We start from the raw sequence: 22,848 nt of genomic DNA, 5'->3' as shown, positions 1-22,848 counted from the left end.
CCCTTGCGAGAGCAACAAGGGGCCGCCGGATCGTTTCGCTCAGGCGTCACCGGTGAAGTGGTCGAACTCCCCGGCCTTCGCGCCCCGGAGGAACGCGGCGAACTTGAGGGCGGTGGTGCGGACGATGACCTCGCCCTCGTCGGACTCCCGGAGTTCGATCAGTCCGGCGACCGCGCGGACCTCCACACAGTTGTCGCTGGAGCTACTGAAGGACGACTTCTGCCATTGGTCTTGAGACATCTCAGCCTTTCAGGTTCTTGGCCGTGCGATGGATCAGATCTCGCGAATCCTCGCCATTGAGAGCAGCCTTCTCGATGCGGTTGAAGACTTCACGATAGGACTCAAGCTCGCTCGGGGCGTCGAAGAAAATCGGGCCCTGCGATGACTCCACCTCGGCCGTATCAAGCTCGGGTACCTCCCCGGAGGTGTAGATGAGGCTCTCGACCGGTCCGGGATAGGTGTGGGCGGTGAAGGGGATGACGCGGATGCTTATGTCATCCCTGAGGGAGTCATCGATCAGGCTGTGAAGCTGCCCTCGCAGCACGTCGGTGCCACCGAAGCGTGTGAGCAGACTGGACTCATGTAGATAGGCTTCGAGCTTCTTCCGAGGGCCCTGAAGGACCCTTGTTCTGCGCTCCGAACGGAACGCGACATGCAGATCGAGTTCGTCGGCAGGAAGTCGAGGGATCCGTCGACTGAAGATTCCTCGTGTGTAGTCGTCTGTCTGCAGAAGTCCCGGAAGGAACGTCGACGCGCAAACCCTGATCGTCGTTGCCGCGAAGTCCTCGTGCTCGGCGGATTCGAGGAAGACGTCGGGGATGTGGTTGCGGTACTGCTCCCACCAACCCTTGTCTCGCACTGTGATGATGCCGTTGAGGGCGTCGATGAGCGGCTGGTTGTAGCACTCGCAGGCATCGGCGACTGTACGGAGCCGGTCCACACTGACGCTGGTCTTCCCGCTCTCCATCTGCGTCACCTGGGCAGGGCTCACTCCGAGCACGCGAGCAAGTTGGCTGCCCCCGAGGCCCGCTTGCTCTCTCATCTTTCTCAGTTCAGCGCCCAGGCGACGCTGACGAAGGGTTGGGTTGTGGCGACCTGGCATGGCGTCCTCTCAACATCCTGTGGGATCAGTGTGCCGCGTCGGCTACGGCAAGGACCATCCGTCCCCCGGGAGAGGGATCTTCCTCGCAACTACCTAAATTTAAGTTCCGATGCGCTATCGTCAACCCCAGATCGATCCGACGGATCGTCAGCAATGCCTGTTCGCCGGGTAGTAGGCGCCTGCTGCCCGCACGCTGAAGGCATCCCCCCTCCCCACACCAGCAGCCTCGCGGAGGTTCCCGTGTGCACCCTCAACACCCCCTCGCTCGCGCTCGCCCGGCAGTCCCTGCGGGACGCCCTGACCCGCTCCGGGTGGGACGCCGAGACCATCTTCTTCGCCGAACTCGCCCTGGCCGAACTGGTCGTCAACGCGTGGCGACACGGTAAGACCGCCTCCCCCGTCGTCCTCCTCTCCCTCCTCGGCGGCACCCTCCGGGTCTCCGTCTCGGACGAGAGCGACGTCCTCCCCGAGCGACACCAGCTCCCCGACCTGGCCACCGCCGGCCGGGGGCTCCAGCTCATCGAGGGGCTCACGCACCGCTGGGGCGTGGACACCCAGGAGCGCGGCAAAACGGTCTGGTACGAGCTGGACTTCGCCGCGTGAGCGCCGCCCGCGAACCCGTCGCGCCGGACGACCCCCGGATGCGCGACTACACCCCGCCCCAGATCGTCGCCCTGCTCGGCGAGGTGCACCAGCGCGGACGCTCCTACGGTCTCCTCTGGGGCTCCGCCTTCCCCCACGAGACCACCCTCGACGGCCGGATCCTCGTCGACTTCGGCAACGCCCCCGTGAGCACTCTGCTCAACCTCCTCCACCTCCTCCGCGACGTGGAACGGGACGAGGCGTGGGGGTGATGAGCTTCTTCGTCGGCGCGGCCCTGGTCTTCCTCCTCGCGCCCGCGATCGTCATCGTGGCCCTCGGTGCCATCGCGACCCTCAAAACGCCACACCCCGGCGACGAACGCGACAACCAGCGCTGACCACATGCGAAGGCCCTCGCCCCAGGGATGGGCGAGGGCCTCGCGGCGTCCGGGAGCTACGGGGTCAGCCCCCGGACGGGTTCCTGGGAGCACCGCCACCGCCGAAGCCGCCACCGCCGAAGCCACCCGCGCCACCCGCACCGGCGGCCGCACCCTCGACGAGCTGGCTGGCCGCGTAGCCGCCGTTGGCGTCGGGGGTGCCGACGACGGTCACGCTCTGGCCGGGCTGGAGGTCGGCGACCTTGCCCTCCTTGTTGAGCTGGACCTTCGTCGCGTCGCCGGTGGTGACCTTGACGGTGTTGCCGTTGGCGTCGGTCAGGTAGACGGTGGTGCCGTCGACGGCCTTGACCGTGCCCCGGGTGAGCCCGGCCTGCCCGCCCTGGCTCTGACCAGTGCCCTGGCCCTGACCACCACCCTGACCACCCCGGCGGGAGCCGCCCTGCCCGTACCCGCCACCGCTCGCCCCGGCCGCCCCGGCCGCCCGCTGCTGCGGCACAGCGCCAGAGGCCGTCGCGTGCGAGGAGCCGCTCTTCGTCCCGTGGTTCTGCTGGTACCAGACCCCGCCCGCGAAGGCCCCGCTGGCGATGACGCCCCCCGCCAGCACCAGGCTGAGCCAGGGCAGCTTGCGCCGCGGCGGGGCGGCGAGCTCGGCGGTGACGTCGCGGGCGTCCGGCGGGGTGGCGAGCAGGGCGACCTGCTCGGCCGGCGTGCTGCTGCTGACCGTGGCGATCTCGTTGCTCATGGGAGTCCTACTCGTGCCGGAGGGCGTCGATCGGCCGCAGCGAGGCGGCCCGGTTGGCGGGGTAGCTGCCGAAGAACAGCCCGATGGCGACGGCGATGCCGAACGCGCCGATCACGGATTCGGGGATCACCACCGGTTTGATGCCGACGATGCTGAAGTGCGAGCCGGCGATCCCGGCGGCCACCCCGAGCCCGGCGCCGAGCACGGAGAGCAGGGTCGACTCGGTCAGGAACTGCCCGAGGATCACCGCGCGCGGGGCGCCGAGCGCCTTGCGGATGCCGATCTCCCTGGTCCGCTCGGTGACCGTCACCAGCATGATGTTGGTGATCCCGATCCCGCCGACGAGCAGCGAGATCGCCGCCACCGCGCCGAGCAGCACGGTGAAGGTCTTCGTGGTGCTCTCCCTCGCCGTGAGCAGCGAGGACTGGCTGGTGATCCGGAAGTCGGCCTTGGTCGGGTCGGCGATCGCGTGGGTGCCGAGCAGCACCCGAGTGATCTCGGCCTGGGCCGCGGTCGTGCTGTCGGCCGAACTGGCCTGCACCAGGATCTGGTTGACGGCCCCGAAGCCGGTGAAGGCGTTCTGCACGGTCGGCAGCGGGGCGATCACCACGTCGTCCGGGTCGGTGAAGCCGCTGCCGCCCTTGGCCTGGAGCACGCCGACCACGGTGAACGGGGTGCCGCCGAGGACGATCTTCTTGCCGACCGGGTCCACGGTGTCGAACAGCTGCTTGGCCGTCGTGGCGCCGAGCACCGCGACCTTGCGCGAGCCGAGCACGTCGTCGTCGGTGAAGTACTCGCCGTGCGCGACCTTCTGGTTGGCGGTCTCGAAGTACGCCGGGTAGGTGCCGACGATCGAGCCGGGGCTGTACGAGATGTCCCCGTACAGCGCCGTCCCGCTGGTGGTGACCACCGGGGCGACCGACCTGATCGCGGTCGAGTCGGTGTCGGCGGCCAGTGCCTTGGCGTCGGCGACCGTCAGCTTCTTCACCGAGGAGGTGGCACGGGCGCCGCCGCTGGCCGAACCGGAGCTGACCGTGAGCGAGTTGGTGCCGAGCGAGGTGATCGACTCCTTCACCGCCACCGACGAACCGTTGCCGACGGCCAGCAGCAGGATCACCGAGGCGACGCCGATCAGCACCCCGAGCATGGTGAGCGCCGAGCGCACCTTGTTGGCGGCCAGGCCGCCAACCGCGAAGCGGAGCATCTGCCAGAGGATCACGCCGACACCCCCAGCTCGCGCAGCAGCGGCGGCGGCCCGTCCACCGGGGCCTGCCGGACGTCGCTGACGATCCGGCCGTCGACCAGCCGGAGCACCCGCTTGGCGTGCCGCGCGACTTCGTCCTCGTGGGTGATCAGGACGACTGTGCGGCCGGTGGCGTTGAGCGCGTCGACGAGGTCGAGGACCTCCTCGGTGGAGCGGCTGTCCAGGTTGCCGGTGGGCTCGTCGGCGAGCAGCATCGCCGGTGCGGTGACCAGTGCCCGGGCGACCGCGACGCGCTGCTGCTGGCCGCCGGAGAGCTGGTTGGGCCGGTGCCCGGCGCGTTCGGCGAGGCCGACCAGGGAGAGCGCGGCCAGGGCTCGGCGGCGCCGCTCCGAGGCCCGGACGCCCGCGTAGGCGAGCGGCAGCTCGACCTGGGCGAGCGCGGTGGTGCGCGGGATCAGGTTGAAGGACTGGAAGACGAAGCCGATCTTGCGGTTGCGGACCAGCGCGAGCTGCCCCTCGTCGAGGTGGCCGACGTCGATGCCGTCCAGCAGGTAGCGGCCGGCGGTCGGGACGTCCAGGCAGCCGAGGATGTTCATCATGGTGGACTTGCCGGAGCCGGAGCTGCCCATCACCGCGACGTAGTCGCCCTGGTGGATGTTCAGGCTGACGCCGAGCGGGCCGCCGGTGTCCGGGTCCTCCGGGCCGTGCAGCGCGTGCACGACGGCGTCGCCGTGCCCGTACGCCTTGGTGATCCGGCGCAGCTGGATGACGGGCGGGGGCGCCGCCGGGACGCGCTTGTCGATGACGTGACGCATGCTCAGCCCTTACCGCCCCGGCCGGCCCCGCCGCCGGCGGCACCGCCGCCACCGCCACCGCCGACGCCCGCCAGGCCGGCGCCGCCGCCCTGGCCGCCACGGCCCTGGCCGCCGCCGATCCCCGGGAAGGAGGCGTTCGGGAAGCCGTTGCCGCCGCTGGTGGTGGGGAGTTCGACCTTGTCGCCCTCCTTCAGCCCGGAGACCACCTGCACCGTGCTGTCGCCCTCGACGCCGACCCCGACGCTGACCCGCTCGCTGGAGCCGTCCGGGTGCACCACGGTCGCGGTGCGGCTGGTGCCGGTGCCGGAGAGCGCGGAGGTGGGCAGCGACAGCGCGCTGTCCGCCTCGCCGGTGATCACCTGGACGGTGGCGCTGAGGCCGGTGCGCAGCGCGCTGGTGTCACCGCTGAGCTGGAGCGTGGCGGCGTACTGGACGGCCGTCGAGCCGGCGCTGCCGCCGCTGCTGCTGGGCAGCGAACTGACGGACAGGACACTGGCGTTGAGCTTGGTGTCGGACTGCGCGTTCAGGGTGACGGTGGCCGCCTCGCCCTTCTTGAGCTTGAGCGAGTCCAGTTCGGAGAAGTTGGCGGTGACCTGCATCCCGGTCGGGTTGGTCAGCACGATGAAGCCGCTCGGCGCGCCGCCCGAGGCGGTGCTGCCGGTGGACGACTTGCCGGTCGACCCGGTCGATCCGGTGGAGCCCGACGAGCCGGACGAGCCGCCGGAGCTCGCGCCCACGGTGTCGCCGACCTTCGCCGAGACGGACGCGACCGTCCCGTCCACCGAGGCGGTCAGGGTGGTGCCGGTCAGCGCCGCCTGGGCGTTGGCGAGGGTGGTCTGCGCGGTGGCGACCTGCTGCTGGGCCTGGGCGACGGCCGCGTCGTCGACCTTGGTGGTGGTGATGGTGGTGGTCTGCGGAGCGGGCGTGCTGTTCGCGCCCGCTCCGCGGTCCCCACCACCGCCGCCGTTGCCGCCGGCGCCGGAGGTCGCACCCGGCAGCGGCTGGGTGGTCGTGGTGGTGACACCGGCCTGCGCCTTGGTGAGGTTGGCGTTGGCCGTGGTGAGGGACGCCTGGGCGGCGTCCACCTGCTGCTGGGCGGCCGTGGTGTCGACGGTGGCGAGCACCTGGCCCTTCTTGACGGCGTCCCCCACCGCGACCTTGACCGAGGTGAGCCGGCCGCCGGTGGCGAAGTCCTGGGCCGCGTCGGTCGGTGAGACCAGGGTGCCGGTTCCGGACACGGTGGCCAGGACCGTTCCCTTGGCCACGGTCGCCGTACGGATCTGGGTCTTGCCGGCGGCGGCACTGGTGCCGCTGTTCACTGTGGCGTACACCAGGGCGGCACCGCCCAGGAGCGCCACGCCGAGCGCGGAGTTGACGAGGACGACGCCTCGCCGTCGCGGGAGCACCTTCATGCCGGACAGCTTTCCTGGGCGCTCTTGCGGAGCCCTGGGCGCGGGCTGGGAGAAGACTGACCGGGCGGATCCGGGCATTCCGGTCACACCACCCGGTTCGCGCGGGCGCCTTGGCCGTGCCGTGGGCCGTCGTTGGCCGAACTCCCAGCGGGCTCCCAGTGAGTTCCGGTGATCTCCAGCCATCCGGCAGCGCCCCGGGTCCCACCGCCGACCGGCCCCAGACCCCCGGGAACGCCGTAGGGGCGCACCGCGAACGGCGCGCCCCTACGGAGAAGGGAGGGATCAGAGCGACTTGCGGAACGCCTCGGCCACCGAGAGGAAGATCGAGTTGCCCTCGGTCTCGCCGATCGAGATCCGGACGCCCTCCGGGAACGGCCGGACGATCACCCCGGCCTCGGCGCACGCGACGGCGAACTCCTGCGAGCGCTCGCCGAGCCCCAGCCAGACGAAGTTGGCCTGCGAGTCCGGGATCTCCCAGCCCTGGGCGCGCAGCCCGGCCACCACCCGGGTGCGCTCCTCGACCAGCGCGTCCACCCGTTCCAGCAGCGCCTGCTCGGCGCGCACCGAGGCGACGGCGGCGTTCTGGGCGAGCTGGCTGACGCCGAACGGGACGGCGGTCTTGCGCAGCGCGTTGGCCACCGGCTCGTGCGCGATCGCGAAGCCGACCCGCATGCCCGCGAGGCCGTACGCCTTGGAGAAGGTGCGCAGCACGCAGACGTTGGGGCGGTCCCGGTAGAGGTCGATGCCGTTGGGCACCTCGGGGTCGCGGATGAACTCGATGTACGCCTCGTCGACGACCACCAGGACGTCGGACGGGACGGCGTCCAGGAAGCGCTCCAGCTCGGCGCGGTGGATCACGTTGCCGGTGGGGTTGTTGGGGTTGCAGACGAACACCAGCCGGGTCTTCGGGGTGATCGCGGCGAGCATCGCGTCCAGGTCGTGGTCGCCGGCCTCGGTGATCGGCACCGGGACGGGGGTCGCGCCGGCGACCTGGGTGATGATCGGGTACGCCTCGAAGGAGCGCCAGGCGAAGACCACCTCGTCGCCGGGGCCCGCCGTGGCGAGGATCAGCGACTGGGCGACGCCGACCGAGCCGGTGCCGGTGGCGATGTGCTCGACGGGCACGCCGAAGCGCTCGGCCAGCACCTCGCTGAGCTCGCCGACGGCCATGTCGGGGTAGCGGTTGAGCGAGCCGGCCGCCGCGACCGCCGCCTCCAGCACGCCGGGCAGCGGGTCGTACGGGTTCTCGTTGGAGGACAGCTTGTACGCGTCGGCGCCGGCCGGCTTGCCGGGCTTGTAGGTGGGGATGCCGTCCAGGGTCGGCCGCAGCCGCGGGCCCTGCGCTGACGTACTCGTCACGGTCCTACTCCTTCTCGATGCTGTCCGCGCGCGTTCGGCACGCGTTCGGCGCGTGTTCGGCGCGTGTTCTCCGGTGCGGTCGCCCCCGCCACCTGTGGGATCGCCACCGTGCCCGGGATCTCGGAACGCGTCCGGGGCACCCCGGTCGGGTGCCTTGAACGATACCGACCGCGCTCACCCGTAGGGGTGAGATGCCCGGTCGGGTGACAGGCGCAGATCAGCCATTCTGCCGGGTTCCTTTGGCACATGTCAGAGGTAAGACGGCTGGTTTCGTGCGGGTATCGAAGGAGCGCACCCCGGCTCACTCTTGGAGAAACGTATCTCCGAGGGCTCCCGATGCGCCGGTCACAGACCCTTGTCAGGAGCCATACGATCGGTCCGCCATGACAGCAGCAGCCAACCAGAGCGGTCGGCGTCCCACCACCTCACGGCGTCTGGAACGGGCCGGCATCCGGGATGTGGCAGCAGCCGCCGGAGTGTCGATCACCACCGTCTCCGACGCGCTGAACGGAAAGGGCCGCCTGCCCGACGAGACCCGCAGCCGGGTGCGCGAGGTCGCCGAGCGCCTCGGCTACCGGCCCTCCGCGGCCGCCCGCACCCTGCGCACCGGACGGTCCGGCCTGATCGGGCTGACCGTCACGACCTACGGTGAAGAACCGTTCACCTTCACGGAGTTCGCGTACTTCGCCGAGATGGCCCGGGCCGCCACCAGCGCCGCCCTCGGCCGCGGCTACGCGCTGGTGGTGCTGCCCGCCTCCTCCCGCCACGACGTCTGGGGCAACATCGCCCTGGACGGCACCGTGGTGATCGACCCGCCCGACCAGGACCCTCTGGTCAGCGAGCTGTACCGGTCCGGCGTCCCGGTCGTCAGCGACGGCAAGCCCGGCAACTGCCCGGTCACCGCCTGGGTCGACAACGACCACGAGGCCGCCGTGCTCGGCATCCTCGACCACCTCTCCGAGGCCGGTGCCCGCCGCATCGGCCTGCTCACCGGCACCAGCACCGACACCTACACCCGGCTCTCCACCGAGGCCTACCTCGGCTGGTGCACCAAGGTCGGCCAGGAGCCGGTCTACGAGGCCTACCCCGCGCACGACCCGGCCGCCGGCGCCGTCGCCGCCGACCGGCTGCTCGCCCGCCCCGACCGGCCCGACGCCGTCTACGGCCTGTTCGACCCCAACGGCACCGACCTGCTCGCCGCCGCCCGCCGCTACGGCCTGCGGGTCCCCGACGACCTGCTGCTGGTCTGCTGCAGCGAGAGCGACGTCTACGCCACCACCGAACCGCCGATCACCACGCTCTCCCTCAAGCCCCGCCGGATCGGCACCACCGTGGTCAACCTGCTCATCGACGCCATCGAGGGCGTCGACTCCGGGACGGGCGTCGACATCGCCCGGCTCTTCCCGCCGCGCTTCCGCACCGCCGGCACCGGCCCGCCACCGGGCACCCTGATGCCGACCGAGCTGATCGTTCGCGCGTCCTCCCAGCGCCGGAGCCCGCGCACCACCGTCAGCCCTCCCCGACTCCCGGGCGAGGTCTAGACCATACCGAGCCGGGACAAAACGGACCTTGCGGGACGGCCCGGCTGACGCTCCGGAGGATTGGATACCCACCAGGTGACGACGCCGGGAGAGTGGTCTTCCTATGATGGGCGAATGACACCCGAGGACCGCTTCCCCGGGCCTGAACACCCCGACTCAGGCCCCCGCCACCAGCCGGACCTCGACGTGCTGCCGTACGGCACCTACTACGAACCGGAGCCCGCCACCGGCTACCCCGGCACGCCGTACGAAGCGGAGACCTACAGCGGCTACGGCGGAGCCCGCTACCTGGAGCAGCACTGGCCCGCCGACGGGCAGGACCACACCGTGCACGCCCCGGAGAACGCCCCGCTCTTCTCCCACCAGGACCATCCCGGCTACGAGCCGACCCTGCCCGACCAGCAGTCCCCCGCCCACCAGGACCACGCCCACCAGGCCCCCGGCCGCGACGACCCGCCGACCATCGAACTCGGCCCGCCGCTGCCCGACCCCTCCGCGCCCAGCTACCCGTACCCCGCCCCCGGCCCCGGCGAGCCCCCCGGCCCGCTCTACGTCGTCGGCGACGTGCACGGCTACCTGGAGGAGCTGCGCGCCGAGCTGCGCCACCAGGGCCTGATCGACGCCGAAGGCCACTGGTCCGCCGGCCGCTCCCGGATCTGGTTCCTCGGCGACTTCACCGACCGCGGCCCCGACGGCATCGGCGTCATCGACCTCGTGATGCAGCTCGCCGCCGAAGCCGCCGCCGCCGGCGGCTACTGCCGCGCCCTGATGGGCAATCACGAACTGCTCTTCCTCGGCGCCGCCCGGTACGGCGACGAACCCGTCCAGTCCACCGCCGGCACCGCCTCCTTCCTCGCCGCCTGGCGGCTCAACGGCGGCCAGCAGCACGACCTGGACCGGCTGGAGGGCCACCACATCAGCTGGCTCTCCCGGCTGCCCGCCATCGCGCTGGAGGACGGCCACCTGCTGCTGCACTCCGACACCACCGCGTACCTGGAGTACGGCGAGTCCATCCCCGACGTCAACGACGCCGTCCACAGCCTGCTCGCCGACGAGGGCGTCGACGAGTGGTGGGACTGCTTCCGCCGCTTCACCAAGCGCTTCGCCTTCCGCGGCGACGCCGGCCCGACGGCCGTCCACGAACTCCTCGACACCTACGGCGGCACCCGCATCGTGCACGGGCACAGCCCCATCCCGTACCTCACCGGCGCGGTGCACGCCGACGACGGCCAGCCGCCGCACATCCCCGGCCCCTACGTCTACGCCGACGACCTCGCGGTGGCCATGGACGGCGGCGTCACCATGGAAGGGCGCCTGCTCGTCGCCCGACTCCCCGTCAGCTGAGGCCCGCGGACCGGGGCCGGTCGAACGGGCGTTCCCGGCGCCCGGGCCACCGCACGCGCGCGGGCCGGGGCGCGAAATTCCGGAAACCGACTGTCAGCACGGCCGCGCCCGCCCCTAACATGAGGCACACCACACCCGGCCGCCCGTCCGGCGGCCCGCCTCCGCGCCCGTTTCGGCGCCCCTGAGGGTCCCGCGGCCCCTGGGGCGGAGCGAACCGGGGTCCGCATGAACGGGGTCCCCATGACCAACCCCCCGCCGCTGCTCGCCGAGGACCGCCCGGAATACGAGCGCCTCCTCGCCGAAGCCCTGCGCGACCACACCGTCCTCACCGCCCTGCGCGCCCCCGGCGCGCTCACCACCGACCAGCTGCGCGTCCGCGCCCTGCGCGACGCCGACGCCATCGCCGCCGCGGCCGCCACCGAGTACACGCACTACACCCGGCTGCGCGAGACCCTGCGCACCACACCCCCGCCGCCCCCGGGCGCCGAACCCATCGCCCCCGGACTGCTCACCCAACTGCGCTCCGCCAACGGCGGCGCCGGGCTCTTCCCCGTCCTCACCGTGCTCACCCCGGTCCTCGCCTGGACCGCCGCCCTGGTCCTGCTGCTCATCGGCTACCTGCTGCGCGCCGCCAACCCCGACCTCACCCTCGCCCGCAGCCTCGTCACCGCCGGCTGGGTCGCTCTCGCCGCCGGAGTCGCCGCAATGGCCATCGGCATCATCGGACTCGTCCTCACCGCCATACGCGACGGCGGCGCCGCCGCCCCGGCCGGCACCGACCCGGAACTCGCCGCCGAACTCGCCGACGCCCGCCGCGAATGGCGCACCGCGCTGCGCGACCGCGGCCTGCTCCCCTACCTGCACACCCACCTGCCCGCCGTCCCCGCCGGCGCCCCCGAGTTCACCAGCCCGGGGTACACCTCACCCGACTTCTCCAGCCCGGGCCCCGTCCCCACCGCCGACTACACCTCACCCGACTTCACCAGCCCCGGCGCCGTCCCCACCCCGGCCCCCGACTTCACCGCCCCCGGCTACACCAGCCCCGCCTTCACCAGCCCCGACGACGTCACCTGACACCCGAACCCCGGCCAGTCCAGCAGGAGTTCGGCCGCCGGGGTGCGGTTGCCGGTCGCCGACGCCGCCGCCATGGCCGTGGAGGCCGTCTCCGGGTCGGTGCGGGGCGGCACGACCAAGAGGAGGAAGTGGTCCTGGAAACCGCGGGTGACGCTGATCGTCGCGCTGCTGCTGGTGAGCCAGTTGATCCTGATCAGGAGGCCGTTCACCACGACGGAACGGGGCACGCCGTCCCAGGCCGAGGTGTCCAGGCCCACCCGGATGATGCGCCCCAGGTGGGCGCCGAGCGCGGTGACCAGGTCCGGCAGTTCGGCCAGCACCCGGTTCGAACGCGGCCACCAGGCACCGTCGAACACCCCGCCCCGCGCCATCGTCGGCTCCAGCACCAGACGTGGCAGCAGCGGGACTCCGGGCACGGACCACGGCCCGGGAGTGGTGGGAACGGGGAGGGGGATCGGCAGCATCAGAAGCCGCCCGTCCGGTCCGCAAGGACCTGTCATGACCCAGGGCGACACCAGCGCCGGTACCGGTATACGGAATGTCCTCGGTTGTCTCCCAACGGTACTCCGCGGCACCCCCCGGCGGGCCTGCCGTCACAGGAGTAGGCTCGAAGACATCCAGGGCATTCCGCATCCCGGTACCCGTTCCGGCTTCGTTCTGGGTGAAGGGTCGTCCGGGCCGTTCCGGCCGGACACCCGGGGACGGGAAGCGGTGACCACCGTGACCACTCACACCCCGCAGGCGGCACGCACCGGCCACGGCCTCACGGTCGCCGACGCGATGGAGCCCTGCGAGTACCAGATAGCCGACGACAGCACCGTCGACCAGGCCAACGACATCCTGCGCGGCGCCCACGTCGAATACCTGCTCGTCCGCGGCCACGACGGCCGGTGCGAGGGGCTGGTCACCCGCACCGGGCTCCACACCTTCCTGGAGCACCCCCGGACCACCGAGCGGACCTCGATCAGCGCCACGGCGCACCAGCGCGGCCCGTTCGCCTGGCCGGGCCTGGGCCTGGCCCTGGCCGCGATCGCGATGCGGGTCAAGCGCATGGCGGTCTGGCCCGTCGTCGACGACGACGGCTACATCCTCGGCATCCTCACCGCCGACCGCGCCACCGTCCTCCTCGAACCCGCCCCCGCCCTCGCCTGACCCGCCCCGCCCCGCCCCGCCGGACGCCGGGACGCCGCGCCACTACGAAGAGTTGCGTCAGTCAGGGATGGCTCGCGGCGAAGACCTCAACCTCGCACTTTGCCGCACCGCTGCGTTTGATCCTCGCGTCGCTCGTGACCAGCGGTGCGCCGAGGGCTTCCGCCAGGGCCACGTACTGGGCATCGTAGGAGCTGAGGTTGGCGTGCAGCTTCTTCACCCTGTCCCAGAACGGCAGCGTCTCCCGTTTGGCGATGGGAAGCATCCGGTAGGCGACGACCGCTCTTTCCACCTCCTTCTCGGTCAACTTGCCGCCACGCTGCATGCCGAGCAGGGCCGACTGGATCTCGTAGTCCAGGAGGGTGGGGGCGTAGACGTCCCCCGCCTCGGCCACACGGCTCCGGATGAGCTCTCCGTTCGAGCTGTGGGCCGTGAGGACCAGAACCAGAGCGGAGCAGTCGATGACGATCAACGCCCGGCTCGCCCCTCGTCAATGGCAGAAACGATGTCGGCGGCGCTGACGCGAGCGGTGGTCTCCCGGTTCAGCCGCTCCATCATCTCCGCCATCGTGGGCTTGGACGTTTCTCTTGCGATCAGGTCCTGCATGAATGCCTGGAGCGACTTGCCGGCCTGGGCCGCGCGGACCTTCAGGGTCTGGATCTGGTCGTCCGGGACATCTCGGATGGTGAGTGCCGTCATATCTGCACTTTAGCACCACTAGCTGCAAAATGCAGAAGCCAGTGCCGGCCCGATCACGCAGCGAGCCCTCCCCCGGCATGCGGGAGAGGGCTCGCCGATGCGCAGGAGCGTCAGTCCGCGAGCGGCAGGTAGACCCGGTTGCCCGAGGCCGCGAACTCCTCGGACTTGGCGGCCATCCCGGCCAGCGCCTCGGCGTCGAACTCGGTGTTCACGGCCGTCGAACCGTCGCCGTGCTCGTCGCAGATCTTCTGGGAGACCTTCATCGAGCAGAGCCCGTCCTGCCAAGGTCAGGGGTGGCCCGGCGCGCTCATGAAGTTCTCCAGGCCGCGCCGTCGATCAGGCGGCGGCGCCGTATTGGCTGTTCAGCCGCCGGACTTCGGCATCCTTGAAAGCCCGCACCTCTTCCTCGATCCCGCTCTTCGGCAGTTCGGCCACGGGGACGCAGAGGTCCATGCGCTGGATGCAGACGCCGAGCATGTACTCGCCCTGGTCGGTGAGGTACAGGCGGATGCCGTAGTAGCCCTCCTGGCAGTCCGTGTCGTTGTTGAACCGGCACGACGCGCAGGTGTCCGGGAGCCTTACAGGCAGCAGCCGCTTCACGTAGACCGCCCGGCCGCCGAGCGCCCGGTACAGGGTGCGCTCGTCGGAGGTGCCGGCGGTGAACGTCCGAAGCACCGGTTCCGCGCCGACCCGGGTCAGCACTTCGGAGATCGCCGCGATCGACTCTGCTCCGTCCTGGATGCTGGTGAGCATCCGCACGTCCGCGAACTGGCCGTATGACTCGACCAGGTTGACGACCCGATCCACGTGGGCCATTCCGGGAACGACGATGTTCACGGAGACCTTCACGCCGTTGGAAACGGCGGACCGGACGGTCTGTTCCGCTGCACGGATCTTCGTCTCGGCCAGGCCCGCCGACCTGAAACGCTCGGACTGAACGGCCTGGAGTTCTTCGGCGGTGGTGCCGAAGACCGAGACGTTGACCCGGCTGAGGCCGGCCGCCGAGCACTCCGGCATCACCTGCCGACCGCGTTCCCCGTTGCTGGTCATCCCGACGCTCAACCCCATGCCGGACAGCACCGCGACCAGCGCGGGCACCTCCGTGTGGAGGGTCGGCTCCCCTCCCGTGAGGTGAACCTCGTCGGCGTCGAACGCCCTCGCCACGGTTCGCACCGCCCGCCGGAAGGACATGTCCGGGGCCATTCTGGCGGCGAGGAAACCGACACCGTTCGTCTCGCTGTAGATCGACACGCGCCCGGTCCTGCCCGGGCCCGCGACGAAGGGCAGTTCGGCGCGGCCCTGATTGTCGACGGTGACCGGCGTTCCCTCGTTGTGGCAGAACGTGCACGCCAACCCGCAGTCGTCGATCACCTTGATGCGGATGGTCTTGTCCCGGACGACCCGGACTGCCGGGCGTTGGGTAACTGACAAGGCTCGCCTCCTATCATTCGAACGTGAGCCGGGGAATCGCGTCGATGTCGATCCCGTACCGGCGGTAGACCTTGGTCGTGTTCTCGCTCGTCAGCTCGTCCAGAGGAAGCTTGAGCGCAAGGGCAGTCGCATGGACGTGTTCGACGCTGTCGCCCTCGATCTCCAGGTACGGGGGGATCAGCGGCCAGTGGTCGATCTCGACGGCCGCGCCGCCCAGCGTCCAGGAGGACCGGCGGTTCTCCTGGTACGCCTTCGGCTGGTAGCCGAGCTTGCCGAGGAGAGTGTTCGTGGCGTCGAAGTCGCCGACGCTCGTCTCCGTTTCGGTCACGCCGTCGATCGCGTCGGAGCGGATCTCCTTGACGCACAGCGTGACGTCGGTGCCGGTGTCACGCAGTCGGACCCACGCACCCAACCGGCCGGGGATGTCGTAGACGTAGCGGCGCTGGAAGCGGTCGATCACGTGCTCAGCCCCAACCTCGGTCAGGAGCACGCGGATCTTCTCCGGCTCGACGTTGAGGATCTTCGCTTCGAACTCAGTTGCGGTCATGGGACGTTGACCTTTCCATGCAAGGTTTCGGGATATGCGAGCGCACGATATCGGCGATCACGTCGGCCACCTGTTCCGGCGTGCGGTCGGTGCCGTCCACCCGGACGAGGCCGAGCGCCCGGTACACGCGGGTGCTCTCGGCGACGTTCGGCTCTTCCCGCTGGTGCCAGTAGCTGAGCGTCCCGCGCTCGGCCCGCCGACGAAGGCGGTCCTGGCGAACCCGCTCGTCCACCTCCAGGAGGATCGCCGCGTTCGGGACCAGGGCCCGGCTCGGGTACTCCGGGGCGCAGTCGTGCCCCATGGCCCGGTGCGTGGCGACGGTGCGCGGGAAGTAGGACTCGACCACCACCGTCCGGCCGCTCTCCGTGAGCGTCCGGGCCGTCTCCGACTTGATGTGGTTCGCCATCATCCACCAGTGGAACCGGGCCGGCAGGATGCCGGTAGCGTCCACCTCCGCGCGCATGCGGGGGAACGTCGGCAAGGCGTCGTCCGTGAGGTGAACGCCGCCGAGAAGGGTGGCGACCAACGGCGCGACGGTGGTCTTCCCGCTCGCGCTGAGACCGTCGAGGGTGACGAAAGACCCACGAGTCACGTCCATACGAACTCCATTCCTCGGTCGGTTCTGGGTGGTGCGGTGTGGAACCTGTCCCGGCCACCGGGGGTGACTGGCCGGGACGGGAGTCTTGTAACAGATCCGGGCTCAGGCCGGCGGTTCGCGGTCCGGTACGGAGTACGCCATCTGCATCGGGCCGGAGTGCTCAGAGTCCATCTGGCTCACCACGGCGGTGCCGAGGAGAAACACGGTCACCACGTTGCCAAGCGCCCAGATGCCGGTCAGCACCGCGCCAACAGGATCACGGTGTTCGCCCCGGTGACGTCCGCCGACCGGGTTGCGCTCGTCGGTCACGACTTCACCGTCCGCAACTCAAACCAAACGCATTTGCCGCGCGGGGCCCAGGCCACTCCCCAGCGGGAGGAGAGGGATTCCACCAGCCCCAGGCCGTACCCGGACTCAGCCTCGGACTTCGGGTCCATGCGACACGGAAGTTCGGAGGAGGAGTCACGGACGCCCACCCACACCGACGCCGTCTGACGGTTCACCGAGATAGAGATCCGCGTGCAGCCCGTGTGCCGAGCCGCGTTGGCGACCAGCTCAGTCACAAGCAGCTCGGCCACGTCGCCCAGCTCCTCAGCGGACCAGGCCGTCAGAGCAGCGACCACCAACCGGCGGGCAAGCCTTGCGGATTCGGGGCGGCACGGCACTTCCAGCAGGCACCCGAGGTCGTCCGGCCGCACGATCGGAATCTCGATGAGCATGGTGTCAGCGGAGCCGGTGACCGTTGTGCTGACGCTGACGGACATGCGACCTCCGGTCTGTGATGGCAGGTCAGCTTGGGATGACGCCGCCCGGGGGCCTTCCCGACAGCACCGGCGTAACCGGCCCATCACCCCGGGCGACTGGGAACCATCAAACGCCTGCGGTTCGGGTAGAGACAGGGCGATCCTGTAGGCAGACGCTAGGCAGTTCACTAGGCTGTCTGGCCCCCACCAGCGGCGCCGCAGAGACGGGCCTCAGATGACCAACGACGAGCTACGAAGGCTTCGTCTCGGGCGAGAGTGGACCCAAGGCGACGTAGCAAAGCGGGTGAACACCCGGATCAAGGCCGCGACAGGCAGAGACTCGGCGATTGACGCCAATGTGATCAGCCGATTAGAACGTGGCGTGATCAGCTGGCCCGACGCGGAAGTTCGCGACGCTCTGTGTGGCGTCTTCGGCGTGGCCACGAACGCAGAGCTGGGACTGTTCTCGAAGAGGACCCGGCGGGACCGCGAGGAGGTGAGTGAGTCGAAGCGCCGCGACTTCTTGGCCGTCTCCCTGGCTTCGATCCTGCCCGACGTGCTGCCATCCCCATCTTCCTTGGGAATGAAGGACGTTGACGATATTGCAGAGCGAACCTTCGCCTTGGAGGAGTGGGAACGGCGAAGCGGAGGACTCTCCACACGCCACCTTGCCTTCGGCGAGCTGCGGAGCGTCGTCGACCTCACCAAGTCGTCCATGGGACCACGCGTCCGAGACCGGCTGTGCGGCCAGATCGCCAATCTCGCCGACCTCGCCGCATGGTCGGCGTTCGACGCCGGCCAGAGCGCTCCCGCACGAAGCACATTCGGCCTCGGCATCAAGGCAGCCCAGGAGGCCGGCGACGACGGACTCCTGTGCCACGTCGCAACCGGCCTTGCCCGCCAGGAGATCGCCGAGCGCAAGCCGGATCAGGCCGTCGCCCTGGCCGACATGGCGACGGGCAACGTGCCCTTGTCCGCGCTCGCGATGATCGCCGCGGTGAAGGCCCAGGCGTACGCCATCCGAGGCGACGAGCCCGAGGTCATGCGACAGATCGCGCTTGCGGAATCGATCTACAGCCGCGTCACCGATCTCCGCAGCGAGCCACGGTGGATGTGGTACTTCACCGAGCACAAGTTGCACGGCGAGACCGGTCACGCCCTCTACCTGCTCGCGATGGTCAAGGGGAGGCCGGTCTCCGATCTGGTGTCCCGACTCCGCCGAGCCGTGGACTCCCAGACCTCCAACCGGGCCCGCTCGAAGGCGATCGACACCGCCCAACTGGCCACGGTGCTCTACCGCCAGGGCGCCCAGGACGAAGCCGATCAGTATGCCCGCACCGCCACCGATCTTTCCACCGTCGTCCGCTCCGCACGACTGGACGCGGCACTGGCCGAAATGAGGAGAGCCCAAGCATGACCATCGAAGACGTGATCAAGGAAGCCGCCGCCCGTGGCATCACCGGCCTGCCGGAGCCTTCCCGGCTCACCCACGTCCGGGTATGGCCGGGCGCGTCACAGTGGGTCGGCGAGGTCGGCGAGCCACCCCACAACGAGGCCGTAGGCGCGGGCATGTTCAACACCAAAGACGAGGCTCAGGAGGCCGCGTTGAAGGCCGCCGCCGACAGCCGGTCCGCCCTTCTCACCCTCCTGCCGGCCGATCTGGCAGCGACGGCCACGGAGTGGCCGGAGCCTGTCGTGAGTACCTGGGACGCCTGAAAGAACATGGGCGGCCGTGTCGGTTTCAGCAGTTGCCGGTACGGCCGTCCACGCCAGGATCAGGAAACCCGACTCCGCAAGCAGGAAATCGGATGCGCTGCTCAGCTTGTCCCAGGAGACTCGCGGAATGGACGCAGCTGACAAGACGATGAGCTTCACCAACCGCCGAGCATGGCCTCATGTGGAGGCCGACCTTCGGCATGAGGGGCCTGACTGGCAATCCCTCGCCCTTCTCAACTGGCCGCTGGACCGCTGGCTCGGCTACGTCCGCGGCTATGCGGAGGCGGCAGAAGTCATCGCAGATCGGATCGTGTCCACCGGAAGTGGCCAAGACACCATGATCTATCCATTCGTCATGTGCTGGCGCCACTACGTCGAGATCCAGCTGAAGTCATTGATTCAGCTTGCGAGCGTGTACCTCGGTGAGCCGCACGTGTTGATGCGCAGCCACAGTATCGAGGTCTTGTGGCGCAAGGCACGACCTCTTCTGGAGCGTTCGTTCCCTGGCGATGACAACGCGGACCTCGACAACGCCGAACGAGTGCTCCTGCAACTGCACGGCATGGACCCAAGCTCTGAGCACTTCCGCTACCCGGTGCGTAACAGCGGTGACCCCACGCTCGACGGCATAGACCGTATCCACGTTCGCAACTTCAACAACGTGATGATGGGAGTCGCCAACATGCTCGACGGCGCCGACACAGGCATCCGCGAGATGACGGACAACAAGCACGAGATGGCCGAGTACATGCATGACTTCCACGAAGGGTGAGGCACCTACTCGGCACCGGGCGGGACCGCTCCGCCAGCCCGGCGGAGCGGGGCGAGCAGCTCTGCATCACTGTGCAGCACCTCCACGTGATCTCGGAGCGGCGCTTACCAGGTTGGCCGTGCTACCGATTCCGCAACCACCATGCCACCGCCGTAACCAGACCTCCTCCGACAGCCGTTCCAGCGCCACGCACCATGGCGAACGTGGCGACGCGAGCAAGTCGCCGACCGTCCCATCGACGCCCCTTGTTCATCCGGCCCCTCCGAGGTGAGCAGTGTTCGCTGCGAGGACGCAGCAGCAGCACCCTGACGCCTTGGTGGTCCGACCTGGATAGCCGCGGACGACACCCGAGAACTTCGAACGAGACACGACGATGGCGGACGACTGCAAAGATTGGCGGACGGTTTCAAACGGTTTCAAACGGATCGGAGCTGCCAGGATGGGGCGGGCAGGACGCCTTCACAAGCCGGAACTTACTGGCAGTCATGGCAGGCTGAACAAGGCCCTGCATACGCTGCACAAGGAAGCAGGGTTGATGCCGCTCTCCGGCATGGTCCGTACCCTGGATGGTTCCGGTATTTCTCGCAGCACCATCTACGACGCGTTCTCCAGCACTCGTCTACCAGCCTGGCACGTCGTCGAGGCACTGGTGGAAGTCCTAGGCACCAAGCACCTACGCACGACTCCAGAAGAAATCTTGCCAGGCTTCTACGACCTCTGGCAGAGCGCTATCGACGAGGAAGCGGAGGAGTCCCCCATCCAGCCTCCCAACGCGTCCGGACCATCGCCATGGTTCAAGCCTCCGCGAGAGGGTTTCATCCACAAGGAGACCGGCGAGCCCGCAGGCGTGGATAGCCAGTCACCTTGGTTCAAGCCTCCGCGAGAGGGTGACCCCAGCCGCCTGCCGGCCCCCAGGGGCAGGGTCGGGCTGAGGGTCCCCCACGGCGAGAAGGACGAGGCCATTGCCCTCGGTGCTCGCTGGGATCCTGAGCGGCCAAGCTGGTACATCGACACCCCGACTTATGAAGTCTTGTCGAGGTGGCCCGCCGAGGAGCCCCCACGCTCATGAAGCAGTCGAAGGACGGGGAAGAAAGAACCTGGGAGCCCTCCCCCAAGCATCGGGAGAGGGCTCAGGCCAGGTGTGTCAGTCAGCCAGCGGGAGGTAGACCCGGTTGCCCTGCTCCGCGAACTCCTCGGACTTGGCCTGCATGCCCGCCAGGGCCTCGGCGTCGTACTGGGTGTCCACGGCCTTGTCACCGTACAGCTCTGTGATGCTTTTGCTGATCTTCATCGAGCAGAACTTCGGGCCGCACATGGAGCAGAAGTGGGCCGTCTTGGCGGGTTCGGCGGGGAGGGTCTCGTCGTGGAAGGAGCGGGCGGTCTCCGGGTCGAGGGCCAGGTTGAACTGGTCCTCCCAGCGGAACTCGAAGCGGGCGTCGGAGAGGGCGTCGTCCCAGTCCTGGGCGCCGGGGTGGCCCTTGGCGAGGTCGGCGGCGTGGGCGGCGATCTTGTAGGTGATCACGCCGGTCTTGACGTCGTCGCGGTTGGGCAGGCCCAGGTGCTCCTTGGGCGTGACGTAGCAGAGCATCGCGGTGCCCCACCAGGCGATCATCGCGGCGCCGATGCCCGAGGTGATGTGGTCGTAGCCGGGGGCGACGTCGGTGGTGAGCGGGCCGAGGGTGTAGAACGGCGCCTCGTCACAGATCTCCTTCTGGAGATCCATGTTCTCCTTGATCTTGTGCATCGGGACGTGGCCCGGGCCCTCGATCATCACCTGGACGTCGCGCTCGCGGGCGATCCGGCCGAGTTCGCCGAGGGTCTGCAGTTCGGCGAACTGCGCCTCGTCGTTGGCGTCCGCGATGGAGCCGGGGCGCAGGCCGTCGCCGAGCGAGAAGGTGACGTCGTAGCGCGCGAGGATGTCGCAGAGCTCCTCGAAGTTGGTGTAGAGGAAGTTCTCCTGGTGGTGCGCCAGGCACCAGGCGGCCATGATCGAGCCGCCGCGCGAGACGATGCCGGTCTTGCGGCGGGCGGTCAGCGGGACGTACCGGAGCAGGACGCCGGCGTGGACGGTCATGTAGTCGACGCCCTGCTCGCACTGCTCGACGACGGTGTCCCGGTACACCTCCCAGCTCAGGTCCTCGGCCTTGCCGTCGACCTTCTCCAGGGCCTGGTAGAGCGGCACGGTGCCGATCGGCACGGGGGAGTTGCGCAGGATCCACTCGCGGGTGGTGTGGATGTTGCGGCCGGTGGAGAGGTCCATGACGGTGTCGGCGCCCCAACGGGTGGCCCAGGTCATCTTCTCCACCTCCTCCTCGATCGAGGAGGTGACGGCGGAGTTGCCGATGTTGGCGTTGATCTTCACCAGGAAGTTGGTGCCGATGATCGCCGGCTCCACCTCGGGGTGGTTCACGTTGACCGGGATGACGGCCCGGCCGCGGGCCACCTCGGCCCGCACGTACTCGGGGGCGAGGCCCTCGCGCAGCGCCACGAACTCCATCTCGGGGGTGACCACGCCCCGCTTGGCGTAGGCGAGTTGGGTGACGGCGGCACCGCCGCGGCCGCGCAGCGGGCGACGCGGGCGGCCCGGGAAGACGGCGTCCAGGTTGCGCAGGTTTCCGCCGCGCGGCGAGGTGTGCTTGATCCCGTCGTCCTCGGGGCGCGCCTCGCGGCCGTCGTACTCCTCGACGTCGCCGCGCTGGCGGATCCAGGCGTCGCGCAGGGCGGGCAGGCCGCGCCGCACGTCGGGTTCGTAGGCCTGGTCGGTGTACGGGCCGGAGGTGTCGTACAGCGGGACGGTCCTGCCGTTGGTGAGCTGCACCTCGCGGTACGGGACCCGCAGGTCGGGCCGGGACCCTTCGCGGTAGGCCTTGCGCCAGGCCGGGGTGGGGTAGCCGGTGCCGGCGCTGGTGACGGTGGCGGTGACGGTGGCCGTGGCGGTGGCGGTGGCGGTGGCGGTGGCGGCCTCGGTGCTGCCGGCCTCGGTGCCGCTGTTCCCGGTGCTGCGGGCAGGCTGCGGCTGTGCTTCGAACGTGGTCATCTGACCTCATACTCCCTACGCCGGCATTACCCGGTCAGGTTCCTGCGGTCGACGCAGCCGTCGGTCCATCCGTCGACGTCCCGGTCAGCGCCCTCTCAGCCCGGTGCTCCGAGCTCCCGCGTCGGCAGGCGGTGTTGCCTGCACATGACGCCCAACACCGTAGCGAGCCGATCGCCGCAGGTCCAGCACGCCTCCGGCCGGCCGGACCCCGCGCCAGGAACGCCGAAGGCCCGGCCCCCTGGACGGGGGCCGGGCCTCGGGCGGTTGCTCAGCCCTTGGCGGCCTTCTTCACCAGGACCACCACGGCGGCGGCGATGCCGGCGACGACCAGCACCTTGATCATGATGCTCAGCAGGGCGCCGACGACACCGAAGACGAATCCCACGATGTTCCAGAGCAGCACCAGGACCAGCACCGGGATGACGATGTTCCGCACCCAGGAGGGCAGCGACTTCCAGAGCTCAGCCATGACCGTTCCTTCTCTCCCCGTGGGGTCGGCTGCCGTCCGGTGCCGCATCCCGCTTGCTTTCGGTACTTCGATCGTACGGGGACACGAGTGCCGGAACGAGGCCCGTCGGCCCGGA

29 protein-coding genes and 1 riboswitch are annotated in these 22,848 nt (G+C 69.7%); of the genes, 11 read left to right on the top strand and 18 right to left on the bottom strand.

What is annotated here, in order from left to right; genetic code table 11:
- Positions 1-39: 39 nt before the first annotated feature.
- Together AB0P03_RS07395 and AB0P03_RS07390 are read right to left on the bottom strand one after the other, a co-directional pair.
- Positions 40-240, bottom strand: a complete 201-nt coding sequence (locus tag AB0P03_RS07395; protein ID WP_363581558.1) for a DUF397 domain-containing protein — start codon at positions 238-240, stop codon at positions 40-42.
- 1 nt (position 241) lies between these two features.
- Entirely contained in the window at positions 242-1,102 is an 861-nt protein-coding gene (locus AB0P03_RS07390) for a helix-turn-helix transcriptional regulator (RefSeq protein ID WP_363581560.1), read from the bottom strand.
- 240 nt (positions 1,103-1,342) lie between these two features.
- Between AB0P03_RS07390 and AB0P03_RS07385 the strand changes: the two genes are divergently transcribed.
- From AB0P03_RS07385 to AB0P03_RS07375, 3 genes are read left to right on the top strand one after another with little or no spacing between them, the layout of a single operon-like run.
- Positions 1,343-1,705 (top strand): ATP-binding protein, encoded by a 363-nt coding sequence (locus AB0P03_RS07385; protein ID WP_363581562.1) that lies wholly within the window; start codon positions 1,343-1,345, stop codon positions 1,703-1,705.
- On the top strand, positions 1,702-1,956 hold the full coding sequence (locus tag AB0P03_RS07380) for a hypothetical protein (RefSeq protein ID WP_363581564.1): 255 nt from the start codon (positions 1,702-1,704) through the stop codon (positions 1,954-1,956). Before AB0P03_RS07385 ends, AB0P03_RS07380 begins: the two co-directional genes overlap by 4 nt.
- A complete protein-coding gene (locus AB0P03_RS07375) occupies positions 1,956-2,081 on the top strand; it encodes a hypothetical protein (RefSeq protein ID WP_363581566.1) in 126 nt (41 codons plus the stop codon). Before AB0P03_RS07380 ends, AB0P03_RS07375 begins: the two co-directional genes overlap by 1 nt.
- A gap of 64 nt (positions 2,082-2,145) precedes the next feature.
- Here the strand turns inward: AB0P03_RS07375 and AB0P03_RS07370 are convergent, their stop codons facing one another.
- The 5 genes from AB0P03_RS07370 to hisC all read right to left on the bottom strand — a co-directional run bounded on the left by AB0P03_RS07370 (position 2,146) and on the right by hisC (position 7,613).
- Entirely contained in the window at positions 2,146-2,823 is a 678-nt protein-coding gene (locus AB0P03_RS07370) for a hypothetical protein (protein ID WP_363581568.1), read from the bottom strand.
- 7 nt (positions 2,824-2,830) lie between these two features.
- Positions 2,831-4,042: an ABC transporter permease gene (locus tag AB0P03_RS07365; RefSeq protein ID WP_363581570.1), complete on the bottom strand. Its 1,212-nt coding sequence runs from the start codon at positions 4,040-4,042 to the stop codon at positions 2,831-2,833.
- Positions 4,039-4,842, bottom strand: coding sequence for an ABC transporter ATP-binding protein (locus tag AB0P03_RS07360; protein ID WP_350876857.1), 804 nt, complete (start codon positions 4,840-4,842; stop codon positions 4,039-4,041). Before AB0P03_RS07360 ends, AB0P03_RS07365 begins: the two co-directional genes overlap by 4 nt.
- A gap of 2 nt (positions 4,843-4,844) precedes the next feature.
- Positions 4,845-6,254: a biotin/lipoyl-binding protein gene (locus tag AB0P03_RS07355; protein WP_363628033.1), complete on the bottom strand. Its 1,410-nt coding sequence runs from the start codon at positions 6,252-6,254 to the stop codon at positions 4,845-4,847.
- A gap of 282 nt (positions 6,255-6,536) precedes the next feature.
- A complete protein-coding gene (gene hisC, locus AB0P03_RS07350) occupies positions 6,537-7,613 on the bottom strand; it encodes a histidinol-phosphate transaminase (protein ID WP_363581574.1) in 1,077 nt (358 codons plus the stop codon).
- 383 nt (positions 7,614-7,996) lie between these two features.
- On the opposite strand from hisC, the gene AB0P03_RS07345 reads away from it, so the two are divergent.
- The 3 genes from AB0P03_RS07345 (at position 7,997) to AB0P03_RS07335 (ending at position 11,572) form a co-directional block, all read left to right on the top strand.
- Entirely contained in the window at positions 7,997-9,154 is a 1,158-nt protein-coding gene (locus AB0P03_RS07345; protein WP_363581576.1) for a LacI family DNA-binding transcriptional regulator, read from the top strand.
- Positions 9,155-9,268: 114 nt separating this feature from the next.
- A complete protein-coding gene (locus tag AB0P03_RS07340; RefSeq protein WP_363628032.1) occupies positions 9,269-10,498 on the top strand; it encodes a metallophosphoesterase in 1,230 nt (409 codons plus the stop codon).
- 240 nt (positions 10,499-10,738) lie between these two features.
- Complete coding sequence (locus tag AB0P03_RS07335) at positions 10,739-11,572, top strand: hypothetical protein (RefSeq protein WP_363581580.1); 834 nt, start codon at positions 10,739-10,741, stop codon at positions 11,570-11,572.
- Here AB0P03_RS07335 and AB0P03_RS07330 read toward each other — a convergent pair.
- Entirely contained in the window at positions 11,530-12,036 is a 507-nt protein-coding gene (locus tag AB0P03_RS07330) for a DUF5994 family protein (RefSeq protein ID WP_363581582.1), read from the bottom strand. The two genes, AB0P03_RS07335 and AB0P03_RS07330, sit on opposite strands and share 43 nt — an antisense overlap.
- Before the next feature lie 256 nt (positions 12,037-12,292).
- On the opposite strand from AB0P03_RS07330, the gene AB0P03_RS07325 reads away from it, so the two are divergent.
- Positions 12,293-12,724, top strand: coding sequence for a CBS domain-containing protein (locus tag AB0P03_RS07325; RefSeq protein ID WP_363581584.1), 432 nt, complete (start codon positions 12,293-12,295; stop codon positions 12,722-12,724).
- Between the two features lie 61 nt (positions 12,725-12,785).
- Here the strand turns inward: AB0P03_RS07325 and AB0P03_RS07320 are convergent, their stop codons facing one another.
- The 8 genes from AB0P03_RS07320 to AB0P03_RS07285 all read right to left on the bottom strand — a co-directional run bounded on the left by AB0P03_RS07320 (position 12,786) and on the right by AB0P03_RS07285 (position 16,760).
- Positions 12,786-13,193, bottom strand: coding sequence for a type II toxin-antitoxin system VapC family toxin (locus AB0P03_RS07320; RefSeq protein ID WP_363581586.1), 408 nt, complete (start codon positions 13,191-13,193; stop codon positions 12,786-12,788).
- Positions 13,190-13,420, bottom strand: coding sequence for an antitoxin (locus AB0P03_RS07315; RefSeq protein ID WP_363581588.1), 231 nt, complete (start codon positions 13,418-13,420; stop codon positions 13,190-13,192). Before AB0P03_RS07315 ends, AB0P03_RS07320 begins: the two co-directional genes overlap by 4 nt.
- Positions 13,421-13,530: 110 nt before the next feature.
- Entirely contained in the window at positions 13,531-13,683 is a 153-nt protein-coding gene (locus tag AB0P03_RS07310) for a thiamine biosynthesis protein ThiC (protein WP_363628031.1), read from the bottom strand.
- Positions 13,684-13,756: 73 nt separating this feature from the next.
- The gene (locus AB0P03_RS07305) at positions 13,757-14,851 is read right to left on the bottom strand and encodes a radical SAM protein (RefSeq protein ID WP_363628030.1); all 1,095 of its coding nucleotides are present in this window, start codon (positions 14,849-14,851) and stop codon (positions 13,757-13,759) included.
- A 13-nt stretch (positions 14,852-14,864) separates the two neighbouring features.
- Positions 14,865-15,398 carry a class IV adenylate cyclase gene (locus tag AB0P03_RS07300; RefSeq protein WP_363628029.1) on the bottom strand — a complete coding sequence of 178 codons (534 nt, stop codon included), beginning with the start codon at positions 15,396-15,398 and terminating at the stop codon, positions 14,865-14,867.
- A complete protein-coding gene (locus tag AB0P03_RS07295) occupies positions 15,385-15,996 on the bottom strand; it encodes an AAA family ATPase (RefSeq protein WP_363628028.1) in 612 nt (203 codons plus the stop codon). The genes AB0P03_RS07300 and AB0P03_RS07295 overlap by 14 nt, the downstream gene beginning before the upstream one ends.
- A 102-nt stretch (positions 15,997-16,098) precedes the next feature.
- Positions 16,099-16,305: a hypothetical protein gene (locus AB0P03_RS07290; RefSeq protein ID WP_363628027.1), complete on the bottom strand. Its 207-nt coding sequence runs from the start codon at positions 16,303-16,305 to the stop codon at positions 16,099-16,101.
- A complete protein-coding gene (locus tag AB0P03_RS07285; protein WP_363628026.1) occupies positions 16,302-16,760 on the bottom strand; it encodes an ATP-binding protein in 459 nt (152 codons plus the stop codon). The genes AB0P03_RS07290 and AB0P03_RS07285 overlap by 4 nt, the downstream gene beginning before the upstream one ends.
- Positions 16,761-16,974: 214 nt before the next feature.
- On the opposite strand from AB0P03_RS07285, the gene AB0P03_RS07280 reads away from it, so the two are divergent.
- From AB0P03_RS07280 to AB0P03_RS07265, 4 genes are all read left to right on the top strand, one after another.
- Positions 16,975-18,156, top strand: coding sequence for a helix-turn-helix transcriptional regulator (locus tag AB0P03_RS07280; RefSeq protein ID WP_363628025.1), 1,182 nt, complete (start codon positions 16,975-16,977; stop codon positions 18,154-18,156).
- Positions 18,153-18,455, top strand: a complete 303-nt coding sequence (locus AB0P03_RS07275) for a hypothetical protein (protein ID WP_363628024.1) — start codon at positions 18,153-18,155, stop codon at positions 18,453-18,455. The genes AB0P03_RS07280 and AB0P03_RS07275 overlap by 4 nt, the downstream gene beginning before the upstream one ends.
- A gap of 127 nt (positions 18,456-18,582) precedes the next feature.
- Entirely contained in the window at positions 18,583-19,227 is a 645-nt protein-coding gene (locus tag AB0P03_RS07270; RefSeq protein ID WP_363628023.1) for a hypothetical protein, read from the top strand.
- 373 nt (positions 19,228-19,600) lie between these two features.
- Positions 19,601-20,296 (top strand): DUF5710 domain-containing protein, encoded by a 696-nt coding sequence (locus AB0P03_RS07265; protein WP_363628022.1) that lies wholly within the window; start codon positions 19,601-19,603, stop codon positions 20,294-20,296.
- Positions 20,297-20,371: 75 nt separating this feature from the next.
- On the opposite strand, the gene thiC is transcribed toward AB0P03_RS07265, so the two are convergent.
- Positions 20,372-22,264, bottom strand: coding sequence for a phosphomethylpyrimidine synthase ThiC (gene thiC / locus AB0P03_RS07260; RefSeq protein WP_363628021.1), 1,893 nt, complete (start codon positions 22,262-22,264; stop codon positions 20,372-20,374).
- A riboswitch (TPP riboswitch) is annotated at positions 22,260-22,394 on the bottom strand. Its footprint overlaps the gene before it by 5 nt.
- 138 nt (positions 22,395-22,532) lie before the next feature.
- A complete protein-coding gene (locus tag AB0P03_RS07255; RefSeq protein ID WP_063348421.1) occupies positions 22,533-22,733 on the bottom strand; it encodes a DUF5326 family protein in 201 nt (66 codons plus the stop codon).
- Positions 22,734-22,848: the final 115 nt, after the last annotated feature.

This window comes from Kitasatospora sp. NPDC088779, from assembly GCF_040685395.1.
Taxonomy (GTDB): Bacteria; Actinomycetota; Actinomycetes; order Streptomycetales; family Streptomycetaceae; genus Kitasatospora.
This window is presented reverse-complemented; position numbering and strand designations above follow the sequence as displayed.